This is a genomic window from Pseudomonas multiresinivorans, assembly GCF_012971725.1.
Lineage (GTDB): Bacteria > Pseudomonadota > Gammaproteobacteria > Pseudomonadales > Pseudomonadaceae > Pseudomonas > Pseudomonas multiresinivorans.
On record NZ_CP048833.1, the window covers coordinates 1,785,098 to 1,802,935 of the forward strand.

Below are 17,838 nucleotides of genomic sequence, written 5' to 3' on the forward strand. Positions count from 1 at the left end.
GCGCGGTGGTTATGCTCCGGGCATAACCATAAGAGGGACTTTCCATGCTCCGACTGGCCCTGTGCGCCTTTCTCCTGATGCTGGCCGGCTGCAGTTCGCCCGGCGCCTTCTTCGGCGCGGTGGATGGGCCGCCGTACAGTGCGCAGCCCGCAGATTCGCAGCAGGCCACGGTGTACCTCTACCGGCCGCAGAACCAGTGGTCCGATGAAGAACTGGAAGCGCCGGGGCTGTTCCTCAACAACGAGCTGATCGGCAGCCTGCCGAGCAACGGCTACTTCACCCTGCACTTCGCCCCCGGCAGTTATCCACTGCAGATGCGCCGCCCGCTGCTGGGTAGCTTCTGGACCTTCTTCGCCGGTGGCAGCCTGGATTTCACCCTGATTGCGGGGTTCACCCTGGAAGCCCGCGCCGGCGAGGTGTACTACCTGCGCTACGACGAGACCCACACGCCACCCAAATACGAGCACACCGCCGGCCAGGGCGCCGGCCCGCTGCAACTGGTGGGCAAGGAGCTGGGCTCGCGGGAAATCCCCGCCACGCGCCAGGTGCAGGAGCCGGTGAGCATCGCCGCCAGCGGCAAGGAAGTCGAAGGGCCGGGCTTCTTCGAACGTATCGGTCTGTGAGATTCACGCCCCTCTGGAGTTATGAGGGCAACTCATAGCTCCTTGAGTTTTTGTGGTTACCGGGCCGCTCGGGCCCGGTGCTAAAAATCGTCGCACCAGCTCATCGACAACAACAAAGAGCGACGCGACATGACTTCCTTCCTGCTTTCCCCGCCCTCGATCCGTCCTCTGCACTCCGGCCTGTCCGGTGCTTTCGCGCACCCGTCCTACTGGCCCGTCGATAGCTGATCCCAACCCTTTTTCCCCCGGCGCCCTCCGCCGGTTTTGCCACGGGCCGCCCGAGCGTGCCCGGGCTTTCCTGCACCCCACGTTTGCATGAGGTACCCCATGAAAAAGCTCGACCTGTACATCGGTGAAGGTTTCGAAGGCCCCGGCGTCAACGCCGCGCACATCAACATCCTGCTCGGCCCGCGCAGCGGCCCGGCTGGCCAGGCGTTCGCAAGCAGCCTCGCCTCGCCCAGCCAGGGGCACTGCCCGTTCATGGTGATCGCCCAGCCGAACATCCCGGTCAAGCCGATGACCCTCTACGTGAACAAGGCCGAGATCAACGGTGACATGCACGCCAACGCCACCTGGGGCGCGTCCCAGGCCGGTATCGCCAAGGCCGTTACCGAGGCGCTGCTGGACGGCACCCTGCCGCCCGAAGCCGAGGACGAGTGGGCCATCGTCACCGCCAACTGGGTCAACCCGGGCTGCGATGACCTCGATGCCGTCTACCTGAACAACTACAACGCCTGCCGCACCGCGATCCGCGCGGCGCTGAGCTGCAAGCCCGAGCGTGCGCAGCTGGCCGACGTGGTCAACGCCATCGCCAACCCCTTCTACACCCCCAAGGCCTGAGGTAAGCGCCATGCAATACATCCGTCTCGGCAACTCCGGCCTGCAGGTTTCCAAGCTGTGCCTGGGCACCATGAACATGGGCACTCCGGACTGGAAGCCGTGGATCTTCGATGAACAGAAAAGCGAGCCGATCGTGAAGCACGCGCTGGATGCCGGCGTGAACTTCATCGACCTCGCCGACTTCTATTCCGCCGGCGTCGGCGAGGAAGTCGTCTGCCGCATCCTCAAGCGCCTGGTGCGCCGCGAGGATGTAGTGATCACCACCAAGGTCGGCTACGGCACCTGTCCGGGCATCAACGCCAGCGGCCATTCGCGCAAGCACATCATGGACGGCATCGACGCCTCCCTGAAGCGCATGGGCATGGATTACGTCGACTTGTACATGCTGCACTTCTACGACGTGAACACGCCCGTGGAAGAGGTCATGGGCGCGATGAACGACATCGTCCGCGCCGGCAAGGCCCGCTACATTGGCGTGTCCACCATGCTCACCGGCCAGCTGGCGAAGATCCTCATGGCCTGCGAGCGCAACGGCTGGGTCAAGCCGATCAACATGCAGCTGCAGCTCAACTGCGCCTACCGCGAGGAAGAGCGCGAGATGATCCCGTTCTGCCGCGACCAGGGCCTCGGCGTCTCGGTGTTCAGCCCGCTGGCGCGCGGCCTGCTGACCGGTGACGTGAACTCCACGCGCAATCAGACCGACTTCTTTACCCAGCAGATGTACGCCGACGAGGCTTCCTTCGAGATTGCCCGCTCCGTGCAGCGCGTCGCGCAGCGTCGCGGAGTATCCAATGCACAGATCGCCCAGGCCTGGGTGCTGCAGCATTCCGGTGTGGATTGCATGCTCGTTGGCGCCGACACCACCGCGCAATTCGACAGTGCCCTGGCCGCGCTGGAGACCCGCCTGGACGACGAGGAAATCTACGAGCTGGAGCGCAACTACACGCCCTGCGACGTGATCAACGACTACACCGCCGGCAAGCGCATCCTGCGTGCCGCCCGCCCCATGCGCGAAGCCTTCGCGCTGACGGAGGCGGTGGCATGAGCGCGCTGCTGAAAACTGGCCACTACATCGACGGCAAATGGGTGACGGGTGGCGCGACCTACCCGGTGCGCAACCCGGCCACCGGCGCGCTGATCGTCGACGTTGCCCGTGGTGGCGCCGAGGAAACCGACGCGGCCATTGCTGCCGCCGAACGTGCGCTGCCGGCCTGGCGCGCCCTGACCGCCAAGGAGCGCAGCGTGCGCATCCGCCGCTGGGGCGAGCTGATGCTGCAGCGCCAGGACGACCTGGCGCGCCTGCTCAGCACCGAACAGGGCAAGCCGCTGGCCGAGGCCAAGGGTGAGGTCGCCTACGCGGCGAGCTTCCTCGAGTGGTTCGCCGAGGAAGCCAAGCGCGTCTATGGCGATGTGATTCCCTCGCACAAGGGCGATGCGCGCATCGTGGTGATCAAGCAGGCCATCGGCGTGGTCGCGGCGATCACGCCGTGGAACTTCCCGCTGGCGATGGTCACCCGCAAGGTTGGCCCGGCGCTGGCGGCAGGCTGCACCATGATTCTCAAACCGTCGGAAGAAACACCGCTTTCCGCCTTCGCCCTCGCGGTGCTGGCGGAAGAAGCGGGCATTCCGGCGGGCGTTTTCAATATCGTCTCCGGCGACGCGCCTGCCATTGGTGGGGCGATCCAGGCATCCGGCGCGGTGCGCAAACTGTCCTTCACCGGCTCGACCCGCACCGGCAAGCTGCTGATGCGCCAGGCGGCGGAGACGCTGAAGAAAGTCTCACTGGAGCTGGGTGGCAACGCCCCCTTCATCGTCTTCGATGACGCCGATATCGATGCGGCCGTCCGCGGCGCCATGGCTTCTAAGTTCCGCAACACCGGGCAGACCTGTGTGTGCGTCAACCGCTTCTATATCCAGGAGCGCGTCTACGAAGCTTTCGTCTCGCGCCTGACCAGGGCAGTCAGCGCGATGCGTGTGGGCAACGCGCTGGATGGCGAGACCGAGCAGGGCCCGCTGATCAACGAGGCGGCACTGGCCAAGGTCGAGCAGCATGTCGGCGACGCGCTGGAGAACGGCGCGAAGCTGATGTGTGGCGGCCGTCGCCACGCTCTGGGCGGCACGTTCTACGAGCCGACCGTGCTGGCCGAAGCGAATTCGCAAATGCTGATCGCCAGTGAGGAAACCTTCGGCCCAGTCGCCGCCTGTTTCCGCTTCCGCGACGAATCTGAAGTCCTGAGTCTGGCGAACGATACGCCCTACGGGCTCTCCGCCTATTTCTACAGCCGCGATATCGGCCGCGTCTGGCGCATGGCCGAAGGGCTGGAGGCCGGCATGGTCGGCATCAACGAAGGAATCATCTCCACCGAGGTGGCGCCCTTTGGCGGCATCAAGGAGTCGGGCCTGGGCCGCGAAGGTTCAAAGTACGGCATCGAGGACTACGTGGAGATCAAGTACCTGCTCATGGGCGGCCTGTCTGCCTGACGACCCCAGTCAAGGAGTTCTGCCACAGCCGCCGCGCCATTGTTCATGGCGCGGCGGCCCAACCTCGCTGTGTTTCCAATAACAAAAAGTCGGAGACGATCATGTCGGGTCAAACAGTCAAAATCGATGACCTGCCCATCGGCAGGTTCCACATCAAGATCGCCGGCCTCACCTTCGGCGCCCACTTCACCGATGGCTACATCCTCGGCCTCATCGGTATCGCCTTCACTCTGATCAACCCGCAGATGGCGCTGACGCCCTTCTGGCAGGGCCTGATCGGCAGCTCCGCGCTGCTCGGCCTGTTCATGGGCAGCCTGTTCTTCGGCTGGATTTCCGACCACCTGGGGCGGCAGAAGATATTCCTCATCAGCTTCGTGCTGATCACCATTGCCTCGGTGATGCAGTTCTACGTCGAATCCGCGATGCAGCTGTTCCTCTGCCGGGTGCTGATCGGCATCGGCCTGGGCGGCGACTTCAGCGTCGGCCATGCGATGCTCGCCGAATTCTCACCGCGCAAGCACCGTGGCGTGCTGCTGGGTTCGTTTAGCGTGATCTGGACCTTCGGCTACGTCGCCGCCACCTTCGTCGGCACCGCCATGCTGCCATTGGGCGACGATGCCTGGCGCTGGATGCTGGCGTCCTCGGCGATCCCCGCCGCGATGATCCTGATCGCCCGCATCGGTACCCCGGAGTCGCCGCGCTGGCTGGTCTACAAGGGCCGGATCGAGGAAGCGCGCGCCATCGTGCACAAGCACCTGGGTGCCAACGTGGAGATCGACGAGGAAGTCATCAACCGCAAGCACAGCGGCTACAAGGCGCTGTTCAGCCGCGAGTACCGCAAGCGCACCGCCTTCAACTGCCTGTTCTTCATCTGCATCGTCATGCCGTACTTCGCCATCTACACCTTCCTGCCGTCGATCCTGCAGAAGATGGGCCTGGCCGAAGGCTTCGGCACCGAGATGATGCTCAACGCACTGCTGATCGTCGGCGCGCTGCTGGGCATCTGGTGCACCATCAAGTTCAGCCGCCGCGGCTTCCTGATCAACTCCTTCCTGATCCTTGCCGCCTCGCTGTTCCTGCTGGTGCTGCTGCCCGGCAGCCTGGCCTGGCTGATGGTGGCGTGCTTCGGCCTGTTCACCCTGGTGCTGTCGGCGGTGAGCAACCTGGTCGGCGTCTATCCGGCGGAGAGCTTCCCCACCGAAGTGCGCGCCGGTGGCATCGGCCTGGCCACGGCGGCCAGTCGCCTGGGCTCGGCGCTGAGTACCTTCCTGCTGCCAGTCAGTGTGGCGGGCATCGGGTTGAGTCCGACCATGGCGATCCTCGCCGGTATCCTGCTGTTCGGTGCGATCATCTCCATCGCCTGGGCGCCGGAAACCAAGTACCTCACGCTCACCGATTGCGGTCGTGGGGAGGCGGACGGCGCCAAGCCGTCCGTGACGGCCAAGGTCGCCGCGGCCTGATCGGCGCCGGCAATCCCTGGGCGCGGATTGCGCTCAGGGGTTGCTGACCAGGTTCAGCCAGTCCTGGAAGCGCTGCACTTTCGACAGGCCGCATTTGTCCGTCGCAATGTCCAGCCAGTAGCCATAGGGGCCTATCACTTCGATCGGGGTGATCGGCAGCAGGCTGCCCGCCGCCAGTTCACGTTCGATCATCTGCCGGTCGATTACCGCGAGCCCGCCGCCGGCCAGTGCGGTATGGATCACCTGGTCGAGGGTGCTGAACTCGATGCCGCTGCTGGCATCCACGTCCGTCCTGCCCACCGCCTCCAGCCAGTTTTCCCAGACCTTCAGGCGCTTGCCCTCGTGGAGGATGTGCAGTAGCGGGTGAGTGCTGAGCTCCGGGGGCTGCTCGCCGTCGAACAGCTCCGGGCTGGCCACGGCGATATGGCGTTCCATCACCAGCAGTTCGCTGTGGCAATGCGCGGCTTGTTGCAGGCCGAAGCGGATGCGGCAGTCCAGCTCGCCCGCACTTTCTCCGTCCAGGTGATTGGTGACGCTCAGGCTGATGTCCGGATAGCGCTGCAGGAAGGTCCGCAGCCGCGGCGACAGCCAGCGAGTGCCCCAGGTGGGCGGCGCGAGGATGCGCAGGCGCTGGCGCAGGTTGGGCACGCGCACGGCCTGCAGGGCGCGCTCCATCTGATCGAAGGCATCGCTCAGGTGAGGGGCGAGGGCGCTGCCCGCTTCGGTGAGCGTCAGACCGCGTGGTGTTCGTAGGAAAAGGCTGATTCCGAGGTATTCCTCCAGCTGCTTGATCTGCCGGCTGACAGCTCCCTGGGTGACGTTCAATGCATCGGCCGCACGATTGAAACTGCGATGGTGGGCCACTTCTTCGAAGACGCGGAGCATGGTCAGGGGCGGCAGGTTGCGCATGGCGGGGCCATCCGGAAGTACGCTCAGGGCGCGGGCTTTTTTCGCTGATTCTAGCGATGGCGACGCCTTCGGAATATGCGTTTTTCTCGGGTTCGATTGGCGATTCTGGCGATTGTTGGTGGCTTCGCCACTGGTTGGTTGTAGTTGTGCCAACTCATAGGGCTGTGGCTGGCTCACCGGTCGTGGCGACCCGTGCATTCGCACCGGCCACTGGGAACGCCAACTGGATGACAACATTGGCTATTCGTTCTGATCCGCGTGAGGCCCGCCTAGCGCGAGGCGCTGTAGTAGCGGCGTATTACCCCGCCACCAGCGTGACTGTCTAAGCTCTCCCGCATGCCCGGCCGCCACGGCCGGGCCCTGCCGGGAGGATGCCCCAGATGGCCGCGAAGAAGATCCTGATGCTGGTCGGCGACTACGCCGAAGACTACGAAACCATGGTGCCGTTCCAGGCACTGTTGATGGTCGGGCACACCGTCCATGCCGTCTGCCCGGACAAGAAGGCCGGCCAGAGCATCCGCACCGCCATCCACGATTTCGAAGGCGACCAGACCTACAGCGAGAAGCCGGGTCACAACTTCGCCCTCAACGCCAACTTCGCCGATGTGCGTGCCGACGACTACGACGCGCTGCTGATCCCTGGCGGCCGCGCTCCGGAATACCTGCGCCTGAACGCCAAGGTGATCGAACTGGTGAAAGCCTTCGACGCCGCGAACAAGCCCATCGCCGCCGTCTGCCATGGCGCCCAGCTGCTGGCCGCCGCCGGTGTGCTCAAGGGCCGCGCGTGCAGCGCCTATCCGGCCTGCGGTCCGGAAGTGACGCTGGCCGGTGGCGAATACGTGGACATCCCGGTGGATGCCGCCCATGTCGACGGCAACCTGGTCACCGCGCCCGCCTGGCCGGCACACCCTGCCTGGCTGGCGAAGTTCCTCGACGTGCTGGGCACCAGGATCAGCCTGTAGACTGGCCCGTCATCGAAGCTGGAGAAGCCGTCCATGTGCGAACTCTATGTAAAGGCCGACCCGATTCTCTATGAGTCGCGCTCCCGCTCGCTGCGCATCCGTGGCGTGGTCACCACGCTGCGCCTGGAGAACCAGTTCTGGGACATCCTGCGCGAGATCGCCGAGGTGGACGGCATGACCACCAACCAGCTGATCGCCAAGCTCTACGACGAGGTGATGGACTACCGCGGGGAGGTGGTGAACTTCGCTTCCTTCCTGCGGGTGAGTTGCACGCGTTTCCTCGCCCAGCGCCGTGACAATGTGGTGGAGCTGAACCGGGTGCCGCGCAGCGCCTGAGCCCTGCGGCCCGCTTTTTTGTAGGAGCGAGGGGACGCCCAGTCCATGCTCGCGAACCGCTTAGCTCCGGTGCTGCCGGGAACTCCGTTCGCGAGCAAGCTCGCTCCTACAACAGAACGCCGGTGCTGCCGGCTGTTGTAGGAGCGGATTTATCCGCGATCGGCTTGCCGCCGCGCCATACCCCCACATGCCACCCATGAAAAAGCCCGGCGCATGGCCGGGCTTTTTCATGGAGCGGTCACGCAGTGATCACTGCACTTCCACCGCCAGGTTCTCGGCGATCTTCTTCTGCCAGATGGCCGGGCCGGTGATGTGCACCGACTCGCCATTGGTGTCGACCGCGACGGTCACCGGCATGTCCTTCACTTCGAACTCGTAGATCGCTTCCATGCCCAGTTCGGCGAAGGCCAGGACCTTGGACTTCTTGATCGCCTGGGCGACCAGGTAGGCGGCGCCGCCCACGGCCATCAGATAGACGGCCTTGTTGTCCTTGATCGCTTCGATGGCGATGGGGCCGCGCTCGGACTTGCCGATCATGCCCAGCAGACCGGTCTGCTCGAGGATCTGGCGGGTGAACTTGTCCATGCGGGTCGCGGTGGTCGGGCCAGCCGGGCCAACCACTTCGTCACCGACCGGATCGACCGGGCCGACGTAGTAGATGAAGCGGCCTTTCAGGTCCACCGGCAGTTCTTCGCCCTTGTTCAGCATGTCGACCATGCGCTTGTGCGCAGCGTCGCGGCCGGTGAGCATCTTGCCGTTGAGCAGGATGGTCTCGCCCGGCTTCCAGCTCTGCACTTCTTCCGGGGTGATGCTGTCGAGGTTGACGCGGCGCGCGGACGGGCCGGCTTCCCAGACGATTTCCGGGTAGGCGTCCAGCGACGGCGCTTCCAGTTCGGCCGGGCCGGAGCCGTCGAGCACGAAGTGCGCGTGGCGGGTGGCGGCGCAGTTGGGGATCATGCAGACCGGCAGCGAGGCGGCGTGGGTCGGGTAGTCCATGATCTTCACGTCGAGCACGGTGGTCAGGCCGCCCAGGCCCTGGGCACCGATGCCCAGCTGGTTGACCTTCTCGAACAGTTCGAGGCGCATTTCCTCGATCTTGTTCTGCGCACCGCGAGCCTTCAGCTCGTGGATGTCGATCTCGTCCATCAGGACTTCCTTCGCCATCACTGCGGCCTTCTCGGCGGTACCGCCGATGCCGATGCCGAGCATGCCCGGCGGGCACCAGCCGGCGCCCATGGTCGGAACGGTCTTCAGCACCCAGTCGACGATGGAGTCGGACGGGTTGAGCATGGCCATCTTCGACTTGTTCTCGGAGCCGCCGCCCTTGGCCGCGACGTCCACTTCCACGGTGTTGCCGGGAACGATGGAGTAATGGATCACCGCCGGGGTGTTGTCCTTGGTGTTCTTACGCGCGCCGGCCGGGTCGGCCAGGATGGAGGCGCGCAGGACGTTCTCCGGCAGGTTGTAGGCGCGACGCACGCCTTCGTTGATCATGTCGTCGACGCTCATGGTGGCGCCGGCCCAGCTCACGTCCATGCCGACGCGGACGAACACGGTGACGATACCGGTGTCCTGGCAGATCGGGCGGTGACCGGTGGCGCACATGCGCGAGTTGATCAGGATCTGCGCCATCGAGTCCCGGGCGGCCGGCGATTCTTCACGCAGGTAGGCTTCATGCATGGCCTGGATGAAATCAACCGGGTGGTAGTAGGAGATGAACTGCAGGGCATCGGCGACGCTCTGGATCAGGTCGTCTTGCTTGATCACGGCCATGGAGCACGGTCCTCTTCAGGCAGGAAAGTCAGGCGGGTAGTACAGGCTCTCGCCTGTTACATCGGGAATTCGCCGACACGGCTGCGGCGAAAAAAGGCGCCGTAGTATACCGCCGCGGCTGCTTGCCGCGCACCCGCCAGCGATCCGACCTTGGTCCCAAATGGACTCTGATCCTTGCCAGGGCCGCCCACATTCCGATCGGCTAGGCACTGGGGCGCTTTGATAGTAGAGTGAAGGCCAGGTGCCATTACGGGACGGAGCCCCATGAGCACGCTGAAACCACCTCTGAAGCAGCACGCCTTACAAAAACTACTCATCAGGCGATTCGGCATGGCCCTCGGGACCTATGCCCTGGCGCTGCTGTTGCTGTGGTTGGCCGTGTTCGGCGAGTTTTACCGCGCGCCCGTCAGCTTCGCCCTGACCTGCACCCTGCTGGTCGCCGGCAGTCAGCTGGTGTTCGGCTGGCTGTTCCTCACCGGGCGCAACCAGCGCTTCACCGACCCGAGCATGACCGAGCCGCAGGTATTGGTGGCGGTGGTCTGGCACACCCTGTTCCTGGCCAACGTGGATACCGCGCGCGGCACGCTGATGGTGCTCTACGTGCTGATCCTGCTGTTCGGCGTCTTCCAGTTGCAGCCCAGGGTGTTCGCCCGCTGCGCGGCGCTGGCCTTCATCGCTTTCGCCGGCCTGAACCTCCACGAAGCCTTCCAGCAACGCCTGCAACTGCCGGCCCAGGCCGTGTTGCAGTTGCTGGTGCTGTTCATCGTGCTCACCTGGCTGAGCCTGTTTGCCGGCTACGTACAGTCTTTGCGCCAACGCATGCGCCAGCGCCGGTATGCGCTGCAGGCGCACCAGGACACGCTGCGCGGCATGATGCGCCAGCTCGAGGACCTGGTGGCCACCGACGAACTCACCGGGCTGTTCAACCGCCGGCATTTCCTCCGTCTGGCCGGTCGTGCCCTGGAGGACATGCGCGAAGGCCAGCGCCACGGCCTGGCGCTGATCGACCTGGACCACTTCAAGCGCATCAACGATGTCCATGGCCACGCCGCCGGCGACCGCGTGCTGCAGACCTTCGCCGCTGTGGCGCGGGCCTGCCTGCGAGAAGGCGACGTGCTGGCACGCTACGGCGGCGAGGAATTCGTCCTGCTGCTGCCCAACGCCGATGCCGATCGCCTGACCACCTGCTGCGAACGCCTGCGGCTGGCCTATGCCGCGGCGGAACCGGTGGGCGTGAACATCGAAAGCCTGAGCCTGTCGGCGGGCATGACGCTGCTCGACGCCAACGACGACCTCGACGAGGCCTTGCAACGGGCCGACCAGGCGCTCTACCGTGCGAAACGCAGCGGACGCAACCGCTGCGATGCCGCATGGGAGTGGACGCGTGCCTGAGATACGGGCCGGATCGCAACGCTTTTCGGTAAGTCCCGGAGTCAACCTGCTCGATGCTCTGCGCGGGGCCGGCGTCGCCGTGCCCTACAGCTGCCGAGCCGGCAGTTGCCATGCCTGCCTGGTGCGTTGCACGCAGGGCGAAGTCCTCGATGCGCTACCCGACGCCCTTGATGCTGCGCGGCGTGAAGAGGGTTGGCGGTTGTCCTGCCAGTGCCGGGTGGTCGACGACATTGCGGTGGAAACCTTCGTCCCGCAGCGCGACGGCCTGCCCGCCACCGTCACCGAGTTGGACTGGCCGGCCCTCGATGTCCTGCGTCTTCGGCTCATCCCGCAACGCCCGCTGCGCTACAGCGCCGGGCAACACCTGATCCTCTGGAGCGCCGACGGTGTGGCGCGGCCTTATTCACTGGCCAGCGTGCCGGGGCTCGATCCCTGGCTGGAGTTCCACATCGACTGCCGCGAGCGCGGCGCCTTCGCCGATTTTGCCCGTGGGCTGAAGGTTGGCGACGCTCTTCGTCTGGGAGAGCTGCGTGGCGGTGCGCTGCACTACGACCCGGAATGGCACGAACGACCCTTGCTGCTGATGGCTTCCGGCACCGGCTTGGCGCCGCTCTGGGGCGTCCTGCGCGAGGCACTGCGCCAGCATCACAGCGGGCCGATCCGCGTCATTCACCAGGCCCATGACCGCGCTGGCCATTACCTCGCCGAACCCCTGCAAACCCTGGTCGCCAGCCACTCGGAGCTGGACGTGACGCTGATGACCACGGCCGAGTCGACCGAGGTTTTGGCGCAACTCCGGCTTGTTTCGCGGCGAACCCTCGCCTTACTCTGCGGCCATCCCGCCAGCGTCGATGCCTTCGCCCGCCGTCTTTACCTCTGCGGTGTGCCCCGTGGCCAGACCCTGGCCGACTTGTTCCTGCCCCACGCCTGAACCGGTCGCTCCACTCAAAAACAACAAGGAATTGCCATGAGCGAACAGATTCTCGTCGAGCGCGAAGAGGGCCTGCTGACCCTGCGCCTGAACCGTCCGGACAAGATGAACGCGCTGACCCGCAGCATGTATGCCGGTCTCGCCGACGCCCTGGAAGCGGCGCAGGAGGATCGTTCGGTGCGCGTGGTGCTGATCACCGGCAACGCCGAGTGCTTCACCAGCGGCAACGATATCGTCGACTTCCTCCAGGAACCGCCCAGTGGCCCGGACAGCGCGGTGTTCCGCTTCATGCGCGCGCTGATGGAGTTCACCAAGCCGGTGGTCGCTGCCGTCGCTGGCCCGGCGGTGGGGATCGGCACCACGCTGCTGCTGCATTGCGACCAGGTGTTCATCGCCAAGGGCGCCAAGCTGAAGATGCCTTTCGTCAACCTGGGCCTCTGCCCGGAGTTCGGCTCCAGCTTCCTGGTACCGCGCCTGGTTGGCCCGGTGAAGGCTTCCAGCCTCCTGCTGCGCGGCGAAGGCTTCACCGGTGAGCAGGCCGTGGCCTACGGCATCGCCAACGAGGCACTGGAAGATGGCGCTACTGCGCTGGAGCGTGCGCGCGAGGTCTGCCAGACCTTCCAGCAACTGCCGCCAGCCGCCGTGGCGCTGAGCAAGCGCCTGCTGAAAGCGCCCTTCATCGAAGAGCTGCGCCGCGTTGTGGCAGAAGAGGGCCAGCATTTCGTCCAGCGCCTGCATTCGCCCGAAGCCCACGAGGCGCTGAGCGCCTTCACCCAGCGCCGCCAGCCGGATTTCTCGAAGTTCCTCTAAGCGCTGCCTGTCGGCGTACAACCGCGAACGGTTGTACGCCCTACGGATTGGTATCGGTGCCTTTGGGCAGGATGTTCGCGAGCAAGCTCGCTCCTACAGGGAACACCAACCGGACCCCCGGTGGCGTAGGAGCGGACTTTGTCCGCGATTGGTCTGCATCGCCGAGAAAGCTTGCCCACACAATCTGTGGAACGCGCTGTGGATAAGCTTTGGGGCAACCCGGCCAGGCCACGCCGGCTGTGGCCTGCAGGGGATTGAGCGGTATTTGAGCGATGCACGGAAGGTTGCCCACATAAGATGTGGAAGGTGCTGTGGATAAGCTCTGGTGCAACCGCTGCGAGCCAGGCGCGATAGGGCCTGGCGCGGATTGAGCAGGAATTGAGCAGCGTGAGCTTTTGTTCCTTGTAGGACCGAGGGGCACGCCCAGTGCTTGCTCGCGAACAAGCCCCCGCTGCAATCCTGGTTCGCGGGCAAACTCGCTCCAACAAGGCCCCGGCAACGGAAATGAAAAGGCCGCCCCGAAGGGCGGCCTTTTTTTGCTCCGAACGCAGGATCAGGCCAGCAGATCGCCCACGTGCAGCACCTTCATGGTGTTGGTGCCGCCCTGGGCGGTGTAGCTGTCGCCCTTGGTCAGGATTACCCAGTCACCCTTGGTCACCACGCCACGCTGTAGCAGCGCGTCGACGGCCTCCTGGCTGACACGTTCCGGCGGCAGCGCAGCCGGGTCGAAGGGGATGGTCTCCACGCCGCGGAACAGCGCCACACGGGCCTGGGTTTCGCGGTGCGGGGAGTAGGCGAAGATCGGTACCGAGGAACGGATGCGCGACATGATCAGCGGGGTGTAGCCGCTTTCGGTCAGGCAGATGATCGCCTTGATGCCCGGGAAGTGGTTGGCGGTGTACATGGTGGCCAGGGCGATGCTCTCGTCGCAGCGCTCGAAGGTCTGGCCGATGCGGTGGCTGGACTTCTTGGTGGTCGGGTGCTTCTCGGCGCCGGCGCAGATGCGTGCCATGGCCTTGACCGCTTCCACCGGGTATTCGCCGGCGGCGCTCTCGGCCGACAGCATCACGGCGTCGGTGTAGTCGAGCACGGCGTTCGCCACGTCGGAGACTTCCGCGCGAGTGGGCATCGGGTTGTGGATCATCGACTCCATCATCTGGGTCGCGGTGATCACCGCTTTGTTGTAGCGGCGCGCGTGCAGGATGATCTTCTTCTGGATGCCGACCAACTCGGCGTCGCCGATTTCCACGCCGAGGTCGCCACGGGCCACCATCACGGCGTCGCTGGCGCGGATCAGGCCGTCGAGGGCTTCGTCGTCGGCCACCGCTTCGGCGCGCTCGATCTTGGCCACCAGCCAGGCAGTGCCGCCGGCTTCGGTGAGCAGGCTGCGGGCGTATTCCATGTCCTTGGCGTCACGCGGGAAGGACACGGCGACGTAGTCCAGGTCCATGCTCGCGGCCAGCTTGATGTCGGCCTTGTCCTTCTCGGTCAGGGCCGGCGCGGTGAGGCCGCCGCCACGACGGTTGATGCCCTTGTGGTCGGACAGCGGGCCGCCGATCAGGACTTCGCAGACCAGTTCGTCTGCCTTCACTTCCTTCACCACCATGACCACGCGGCCATCGTCCAGCAGCAGCTCATCGCCGATGCCGCAGTCCTTGACCAGGTCCGGGTAGTCGATGCCCACGACCTGCTGGTTGCCTTCGGTGCGCGGGTGGCTGGTGGAGAAGCGGAAGGTGTCGCCGACCGCCAGCTCGATGCGCTTGTTGGCGAACTTGGCGATGCGGATCTTCGGACCCTGCAGGTCGCCCAGCAGCGCCACGAAGCGGCCGTGCTTGGCGGCGATGTCGCGTACCAGTTGGGCGCGAGCGCGGTGTTCGTCGGGAGTTCCGTGGGAGAAGTTCAGGCGGGCGACGTCGATCCCGGCGAGGATCAGCTGTTCCAGTACTTCGGGGGAATTGCTGGCTGGGCCGAGGGTGGCGACGATCTTGGTGCGGCGAAGGGACATGCGGGACTCCTAGGGGAAAGCAGCGGTCAGGTTGCCCCGAGAGCGGGTCCGAGGCAGCCAGGGCGCCATCTTACTCTCTTTCAGATGACTCTTTCAGGTGGCTCTCTCAGGGGCCGGGTCTGATCACCAGCAGATCGCATTCGACCTCCTCGAAGACCCGCTCGGCGGTCTGGCCGATCAGTGCGTTGTCGAGCTGTCCGCGGGCGACAGAGCCCATCAGCAGCAGGTCGATGCCGTGTTCCTTCACATAGGTGGGGATGACTTCCTCGGCGAAGCCTTGGCCCAGGTGAGTACGTGCGCGGTCGATCTGTGGATAACTGGCCAGCAGCGCATCGAAGGCTTTGCGGTGATGCGCCTCGGTGCGCAGCACATAGTCATCGTAGTCGGCCAGCAGCTCGGCGTTGAACGCCAGGGTGTGCGGCAGGGCCATATAGGCGTGCAGGTAATGGGCGTCGAGTTGCAGGCGCTGTTCCAGTTCGCGGGCCACCGTGATCAGCCGGTGGTCCAGTGCGGCCGGGGCGTCACCGATGTGCAGCGGGTCGACGGCGGCGCAAAGGTTCCTGCCGGCCCACTCGCCATGCTGCACCAGCCATAGCGGCTGCGGGCAGTGGCGGATCAGTTGCCAGTCGTTGTTGGTGAGGAACAGGCGCTTGAGCAAGTTGTGGTGGTGCGCGGACTTGAGTACCAGGTCGGGCGTGGTCTGCTCGCAGTGGAGGACGACCTGGTGGTGCAGGGACTTGCCCCAGCGTACCTGGCAGTGCACATCGAGGCCGCCGTCGCGCAGCGGCTCGGCCAGCGCTTGCAGCCAGGCCAGGCGTTCGTCCAGCAGGTTGCGCTGGGCGGCGTCGAGGTCGCCGCGCTCCAGCAGTAGCGCGTTGTCCAGCGCCGGGTTGTATTCGCAGGCCAGCAGCTCCAGGCGCGCGCCGCAGCGCTGGGCAATCCAGCGGGCGCGGGTGAGGGCGGGCTGGTCCTCGCGGATCGGGTCGATGATGACGAGCAGGTGCTGCAGCTTCATGGCGGAGTCCTCGCTTGCTCTGCGCTCAATGCAGAGCAAGCGTAGACACTGGCGCCTGCCGCGCGCCTTGATGTGGCTCAGCGGCGCGCGCCGGGTTTGCCGTCAGCTGCGTGGCGAGGTCTGGTTCAGCGCACGGTCCAGATGGCGGGCGCCCTTGTCGGCCAGCTCGCCGTTGGGGAATTCGGCGAGCTGGCGGCGCAGGTAGGCGATGGCCTTCTCGCGGTCCGGGCGGGGGTTGTCCGGGGCCATGTACATCAACCCCAGCTGGTAGAGCGCCTTCTCGCGGATGTCCGGCGGAATGGCCGGGTCGTTGGCGCCCAGCAGATAGAGCTGCGCGGCTTCGTCGACACGCCCCTTGAGTACGGCGCGGCGCGACAGCAGGGTCATGTCCGGGTCGAGGGTGGGCTTGTTGAGGTCGAGGTTGTACTGCGGCTGCCAGTCGGCCAGCAACTGCTTCGCGGTCTTCTGCACCGGGTCCTTGGCGCGCTGCTGGATGACCAGTTCGCGGGCATCGGCATGCTGCGCGGCCTGGGTGCCGGGGAATTCGCGGTCGATGCGCTGGAAGTAGTCCAGCGCCTTCTGGTCATCGCGCTGGTCGTTGTAGCGGCTCATGTAGATCAGGCCGATCTGGTACAGGGCGATCGCCCGCACTTCCGGCCCGTAGCGGGTGTTGTCGTAGCCGGTTAGGTAGAGCTGCTCGGCTTCGCTGCTTTTGCCATCGCGGATGGCCTGGGCGCTGTAGGTGAGCAGGTCGCCTTCCTCTTCCACGGCGGCGGTCATGCGCTTGTTCTTGAGTTGTTTGTACTCGGCGACCTCCCCGGTGGTGATCTGCGCGACGAACAGCGGTGTGGTTGGGGCGCAGGCGGCGAGCCAGGGCAGCAGCATGACGAGGGGCAGGGCAGGGACGAAACGCATGGCAACTCCTTTGCGCCAGGGCGAAGTCCACGTGAGTCTAGTGGCGGGCTACAGTACGGCCAAGACGGGCCGATACACTTCCCAACGGAGGATATGCCCATGCGAACCCTTTTCCTCGCGCTGCTGGCGCTGAGTGTTACCGGCTGCACCAGTTGGTCGATGAACTATCACCTGAACAACGCCTACCGCGCGTACAAGAGCGGCGACTGCCAGCGCGTGCAGCTGGAACTGTCCGAGACCGAGCGCAAGGCCCGCGCGCGGCCGTGGATCCAGCCGGAAATCTCCATGCTGCGCGGGCAGTGCCTGGAGCGCGAGAAGTTCTACGTCGACGCGGCGCAGACCTACCAGTTCATCATCGCCCGCTACCCCACCAGCGAGTATGCTTACCGGGCCAAGGCACGCCTGGAGACACTGCGTCTCAACGGTCGGCTGCCCGGCGATTCGCGTACCTACCCGGCTACCCCCTGACCGCCGGTCGGTGGCGAACTTGAGCCAGGCCGATAGCTGGCTAATCTCTTGAGTGCTTTGTGCAAGGAGGTACGAATGCGCGCCCTGTGGCTTTGCGCCTGGTGTTTCCCCCTGCTCGCTTCGGCGGATATCTACCGCTGGACCGACGCTCAGGGAAAGGTGCACTTCAGCGAAACACCACCGCCGGGGGCGCAACGCGTCGAGGTCAAGCCGCAGGTCGTCGAACGTGACGCGGCGACTCGCGAGCGGGAGGAACGTACCCGCCGCTTTTACGATGCGCGTCGAGATGAAAGCGCGGCCGCCCAGAGCCAGGCGGCGCAGCAGCAGGCCAAGCTGGACCAGCAGTGTGCGAAGTGGCGCCATGACCTGGAGTCGATCAGTCATGGTGGGCGTTACTTCACGCAGGATGGCAACGGCGAAAGGACTTACTACAGCGATGCACAGGTTGACGCCGCTCGTCAGGCGCTTAGCGCACGACTGGCGGAAGGTTGTCGTTAGGACTGGCCCCCGGCGGGCAGCATCGTCATACTGGACGATATCTCATAGCGAAACGCCATTATGCGTCATCAACGACATATCGAGCGCCATCAGCTGCCCTACTACCTGAAGGTGTTCAACAGCATCACCGACAAACCGATGGGTTACCTGGGCAACGTGTCGCTGGACGGGCTGCTCCTCATCAGCCAGCTGCCGATGCTGGTAGGTGGCCGCTTCGAAATGCGCCTGAAGATCCCCGGGCACGACGGCAAGCTGCAGTTGATCGAGTTCGCCGCCACCTGCCAGTGGTGTCGCGAGGACGTCAATCCGGGCAACTACGATTCGGGCTTCAGCCTGGCGGCGGCGCCGACGGAGTACGTCGAACTGGTCGACGCGCTGCGCCGTTATTTCAGTTTTCGCCGGCAGGTGGAGTCGGTCTGA

Annotated in this window: 18 protein-coding genes; 13 read left to right on the forward strand and 5 right to left on the reverse strand. The window is 65.2% G+C overall.

Annotation, left to right across the window (positions count from 1 at the left end; genetic code table 11):
• Window positions 1-44 precede the first annotated feature (44 nt).
• The 5 genes from G4G71_RS08160 to G4G71_RS08180 all read left to right on the forward strand — a co-directional run bounded on the left by G4G71_RS08160 (window position 45) and on the right by G4G71_RS08180 (window position 5,404).
• Window positions 45-623 carry a DUF2846 domain-containing protein gene (locus G4G71_RS08160; protein ID WP_037014955.1) on the forward strand — a complete coding sequence of 193 codons (579 nt, stop codon included), beginning with the start codon at window positions 45-47 and terminating at the stop codon, window positions 621-623.
• A 327-nt stretch (window positions 624-950) separates the two neighbouring features.
• The gene (gene fae / locus G4G71_RS08165) at window positions 951-1,463 is read left to right on the forward strand and encodes a formaldehyde-activating enzyme (protein ID WP_169936696.1); all 513 of its coding nucleotides are present in this window, start codon (window positions 951-953) and stop codon (window positions 1,461-1,463) included.
• Window positions 1,464-1,473: 10 nt separating this feature from the next.
• On the forward strand, window positions 1,474-2,508 hold the full coding sequence (locus tag G4G71_RS08170) for an aldo/keto reductase (protein WP_169936698.1): 1,035 nt from the start codon (window positions 1,474-1,476) through the stop codon (window positions 2,506-2,508).
• Window positions 2,505-3,944, forward strand: coding sequence for an NAD-dependent succinate-semialdehyde dehydrogenase (locus tag G4G71_RS08175; RefSeq protein ID WP_169936700.1), 1,440 nt, complete (start codon window positions 2,505-2,507; stop codon window positions 3,942-3,944). Before G4G71_RS08170 ends, G4G71_RS08175 begins: the two co-directional genes overlap by 4 nt.
• Window positions 3,945-4,045: 101 nt before the next feature.
• Window positions 4,046-5,404 carry an MFS transporter gene (locus G4G71_RS08180; protein ID WP_169936702.1) on the forward strand — a complete coding sequence of 453 codons (1,359 nt, stop codon included), beginning with the start codon at window positions 4,046-4,048 and terminating at the stop codon, window positions 5,402-5,404.
• Between the two features lie 33 nt (window positions 5,405-5,437).
• Here G4G71_RS08180 and G4G71_RS08185 read toward each other — a convergent pair whose 3' ends face one another.
• The gene (locus tag G4G71_RS08185; RefSeq protein ID WP_169936704.1) at window positions 5,438-6,313 is read right to left on the reverse strand and encodes a LysR substrate-binding domain-containing protein; all 876 of its coding nucleotides are present in this window, start codon (window positions 6,311-6,313) and stop codon (window positions 5,438-5,440) included.
• A 380-nt stretch (window positions 6,314-6,693) separates the two neighbouring features.
• Between G4G71_RS08185 and G4G71_RS08190 the strand changes: the two genes are divergently transcribed.
• Window positions 6,694-7,275 carry a DJ-1/PfpI family protein gene (locus G4G71_RS08190; RefSeq protein ID WP_169936706.1) on the forward strand — a complete coding sequence of 194 codons (582 nt, stop codon included), beginning with the start codon at window positions 6,694-6,696 and terminating at the stop codon, window positions 7,273-7,275.
• 33 nt (window positions 7,276-7,308) lie between these two features.
• Complete coding sequence (locus G4G71_RS08195; protein ID WP_017519692.1) at window positions 7,309-7,611, forward strand: ribbon-helix-helix domain-containing protein; 303 nt, start codon at window positions 7,309-7,311, stop codon at window positions 7,609-7,611.
• Window positions 7,612-7,860: 249 nt separating this feature from the next.
• Here the strand turns inward: G4G71_RS08195 and G4G71_RS08200 are convergent, their stop codons facing one another.
• A complete protein-coding gene (locus tag G4G71_RS08200) occupies window positions 7,861-9,384 on the reverse strand; it encodes a fumarate hydratase (RefSeq protein WP_045211043.1) in 1,524 nt (507 codons plus the stop codon).
• A 264-nt stretch (window positions 9,385-9,648) separates the two neighbouring features.
• On the opposite strand from G4G71_RS08200, the gene G4G71_RS08205 reads away from it, so the two are divergent.
• Genes G4G71_RS08205 through G4G71_RS08215 form a run of 3 tightly spaced genes read left to right on the forward strand, consistent with a single transcriptional unit; the run spans window position 9,649 to window position 12,517 of the window.
• Window positions 9,649-10,776, forward strand: coding sequence for a GGDEF domain-containing protein (locus tag G4G71_RS08205; protein ID WP_169936708.1), 1,128 nt, complete (start codon window positions 9,649-9,651; stop codon window positions 10,774-10,776).
• Window positions 10,769-11,707, forward strand: a complete 939-nt coding sequence (locus tag G4G71_RS08210) for an iron-sulfur-binding ferredoxin reductase (protein ID WP_169936711.1) — start codon at window positions 10,769-10,771, stop codon at window positions 11,705-11,707. Before G4G71_RS08205 ends, G4G71_RS08210 begins: the two co-directional genes overlap by 8 nt.
• Before the next feature lie 36 nt (window positions 11,708-11,743).
• Window positions 11,744-12,517, forward strand: coding sequence for an enoyl-CoA hydratase-related protein (locus G4G71_RS08215; RefSeq protein WP_169936713.1), 774 nt, complete (start codon window positions 11,744-11,746; stop codon window positions 12,515-12,517).
• 553 nt (window positions 12,518-13,070) lie between these two features.
• On the opposite strand, the gene pyk is transcribed toward G4G71_RS08215, so the two are convergent.
• The 3 genes from pyk to G4G71_RS08230 all read right to left on the reverse strand — a co-directional run bounded on the left by pyk (window position 13,071) and on the right by G4G71_RS08230 (window position 16,452).
• On the reverse strand, window positions 13,071-14,522 hold the full coding sequence (gene pyk, locus G4G71_RS08220; RefSeq protein WP_169936715.1) for a pyruvate kinase: 1,452 nt from the start codon (window positions 14,520-14,522) through the stop codon (window positions 13,071-13,073).
• Window positions 14,523-14,628: 106 nt separating this feature from the next.
• Window positions 14,629-15,537: a universal stress protein gene (locus tag G4G71_RS08225; protein WP_169936717.1), complete on the reverse strand. Its 909-nt coding sequence runs from the start codon at window positions 15,535-15,537 to the stop codon at window positions 14,629-14,631.
• Window positions 15,538-15,639: 102 nt separating this feature from the next.
• Entirely contained in the window at window positions 15,640-16,452 is an 813-nt protein-coding gene (locus tag G4G71_RS08230) for an outer membrane protein assembly factor BamD (protein WP_169936719.1), read from the reverse strand.
• Window positions 16,453-16,551: 99 nt separating this feature from the next.
• Here G4G71_RS08230 and G4G71_RS08235 point away from each other — a divergent pair, with 99 nt between their 5' ends.
• The 3 genes from G4G71_RS08235 to G4G71_RS08245 all read left to right on the forward strand — a co-directional run bounded on the left by G4G71_RS08235 (window position 16,552) and on the right by G4G71_RS08245 (window position 17,838).
• The gene (locus tag G4G71_RS08235; protein WP_024762630.1) at window positions 16,552-16,920 is read left to right on the forward strand and encodes a lipoprotein; all 369 of its coding nucleotides are present in this window, start codon (window positions 16,552-16,554) and stop codon (window positions 16,918-16,920) included.
• A 75-nt stretch (window positions 16,921-16,995) separates the two neighbouring features.
• Complete coding sequence (locus G4G71_RS08240; protein WP_169936721.1) at window positions 16,996-17,418, forward strand: DUF4124 domain-containing protein; 423 nt, start codon at window positions 16,996-16,998, stop codon at window positions 17,416-17,418.
• 60 nt (window positions 17,419-17,478) lie between these two features.
• Window positions 17,479-17,838, forward strand: coding sequence for a PilZ domain-containing protein (locus G4G71_RS08245; protein WP_024762632.1), 360 nt, complete (start codon window positions 17,479-17,481; stop codon window positions 17,836-17,838).

Excerpts from the sequence above, each read along its gene's own strand:
- G4G71_RS08240 (WP_169936721.1), top strand. The coding sequence starts at position 16,996 with ATGCGCGCCCTGTGGCTTTGCGCCTGGTGTTTCCCCCTGCTCGCTTCG.
- G4G71_RS08230 (WP_169936719.1), bottom strand. The coding sequence starts at position 16,452 with ATGCGTTTCGTCCCTGCCCTGCCCCTCGTCATGCTGCTGCCCTGGCTC.
- pyk (WP_169936715.1), bottom strand. The coding sequence starts at position 14,522 with ATGTCCCTTCGCCGCACCAAGATCGTCGCCACCCTCGGCCCAGCCAGC.
- G4G71_RS08245 (WP_024762632.1), top strand. The coding sequence starts at position 17,479 with ATGCGTCATCAACGACATATCGAGCGCCATCAGCTGCCCTACTACCTG.
- G4G71_RS08195 (WP_017519692.1), top strand. The coding sequence starts at position 7,309 with ATGTGCGAACTCTATGTAAAGGCCGACCCGATTCTCTATGAGTCGCGC.
- G4G71_RS08170 (WP_169936698.1), top strand. The coding sequence starts at position 1,474 with ATGCAATACATCCGTCTCGGCAACTCCGGCCTGCAGGTTTCCAAGCTG.
- G4G71_RS08225 (WP_169936717.1), bottom strand. The coding sequence starts at position 15,537 with ATGAAGCTGCAGCACCTGCTCGTCATCATCGACCCGATCCGCGAGGAC.
- G4G71_RS08185 (WP_169936704.1), bottom strand. The coding sequence starts at position 6,313 with ATGCGCAACCTGCCGCCCCTGACCATGCTCCGCGTCTTCGAAGAAGTG.
- G4G71_RS08205 (WP_169936708.1), top strand. The coding sequence starts at position 9,649 with ATGAGCACGCTGAAACCACCTCTGAAGCAGCACGCCTTACAAAAACTA.
- G4G71_RS08180 (WP_169936702.1), top strand. The coding sequence starts at position 4,046 with ATGTCGGGTCAAACAGTCAAAATCGATGACCTGCCCATCGGCAGGTTC.
- G4G71_RS08175 (WP_169936700.1), top strand. The coding sequence starts at position 2,505 with ATGAGCGCGCTGCTGAAAACTGGCCACTACATCGACGGCAAATGGGTG.
- G4G71_RS08190 (WP_169936706.1), top strand. The coding sequence starts at position 6,694 with ATGGCCGCGAAGAAGATCCTGATGCTGGTCGGCGACTACGCCGAAGAC.
- G4G71_RS08215 (WP_169936713.1), top strand. The coding sequence starts at position 11,744 with ATGAGCGAACAGATTCTCGTCGAGCGCGAAGAGGGCCTGCTGACCCTG.
- G4G71_RS08200 (WP_045211043.1), bottom strand. The coding sequence starts at position 9,384 with ATGGCCGTGATCAAGCAAGACGACCTGATCCAGAGCGTCGCCGATGCC.
- G4G71_RS08160 (WP_037014955.1), top strand. The coding sequence starts at position 45 with ATGCTCCGACTGGCCCTGTGCGCCTTTCTCCTGATGCTGGCCGGCTGC.
- fae (WP_169936696.1), top strand. The coding sequence starts at position 951 with ATGAAAAAGCTCGACCTGTACATCGGTGAAGGTTTCGAAGGCCCCGGC.
- G4G71_RS08235 (WP_024762630.1), top strand. The coding sequence starts at position 16,552 with ATGCGAACCCTTTTCCTCGCGCTGCTGGCGCTGAGTGTTACCGGCTGC.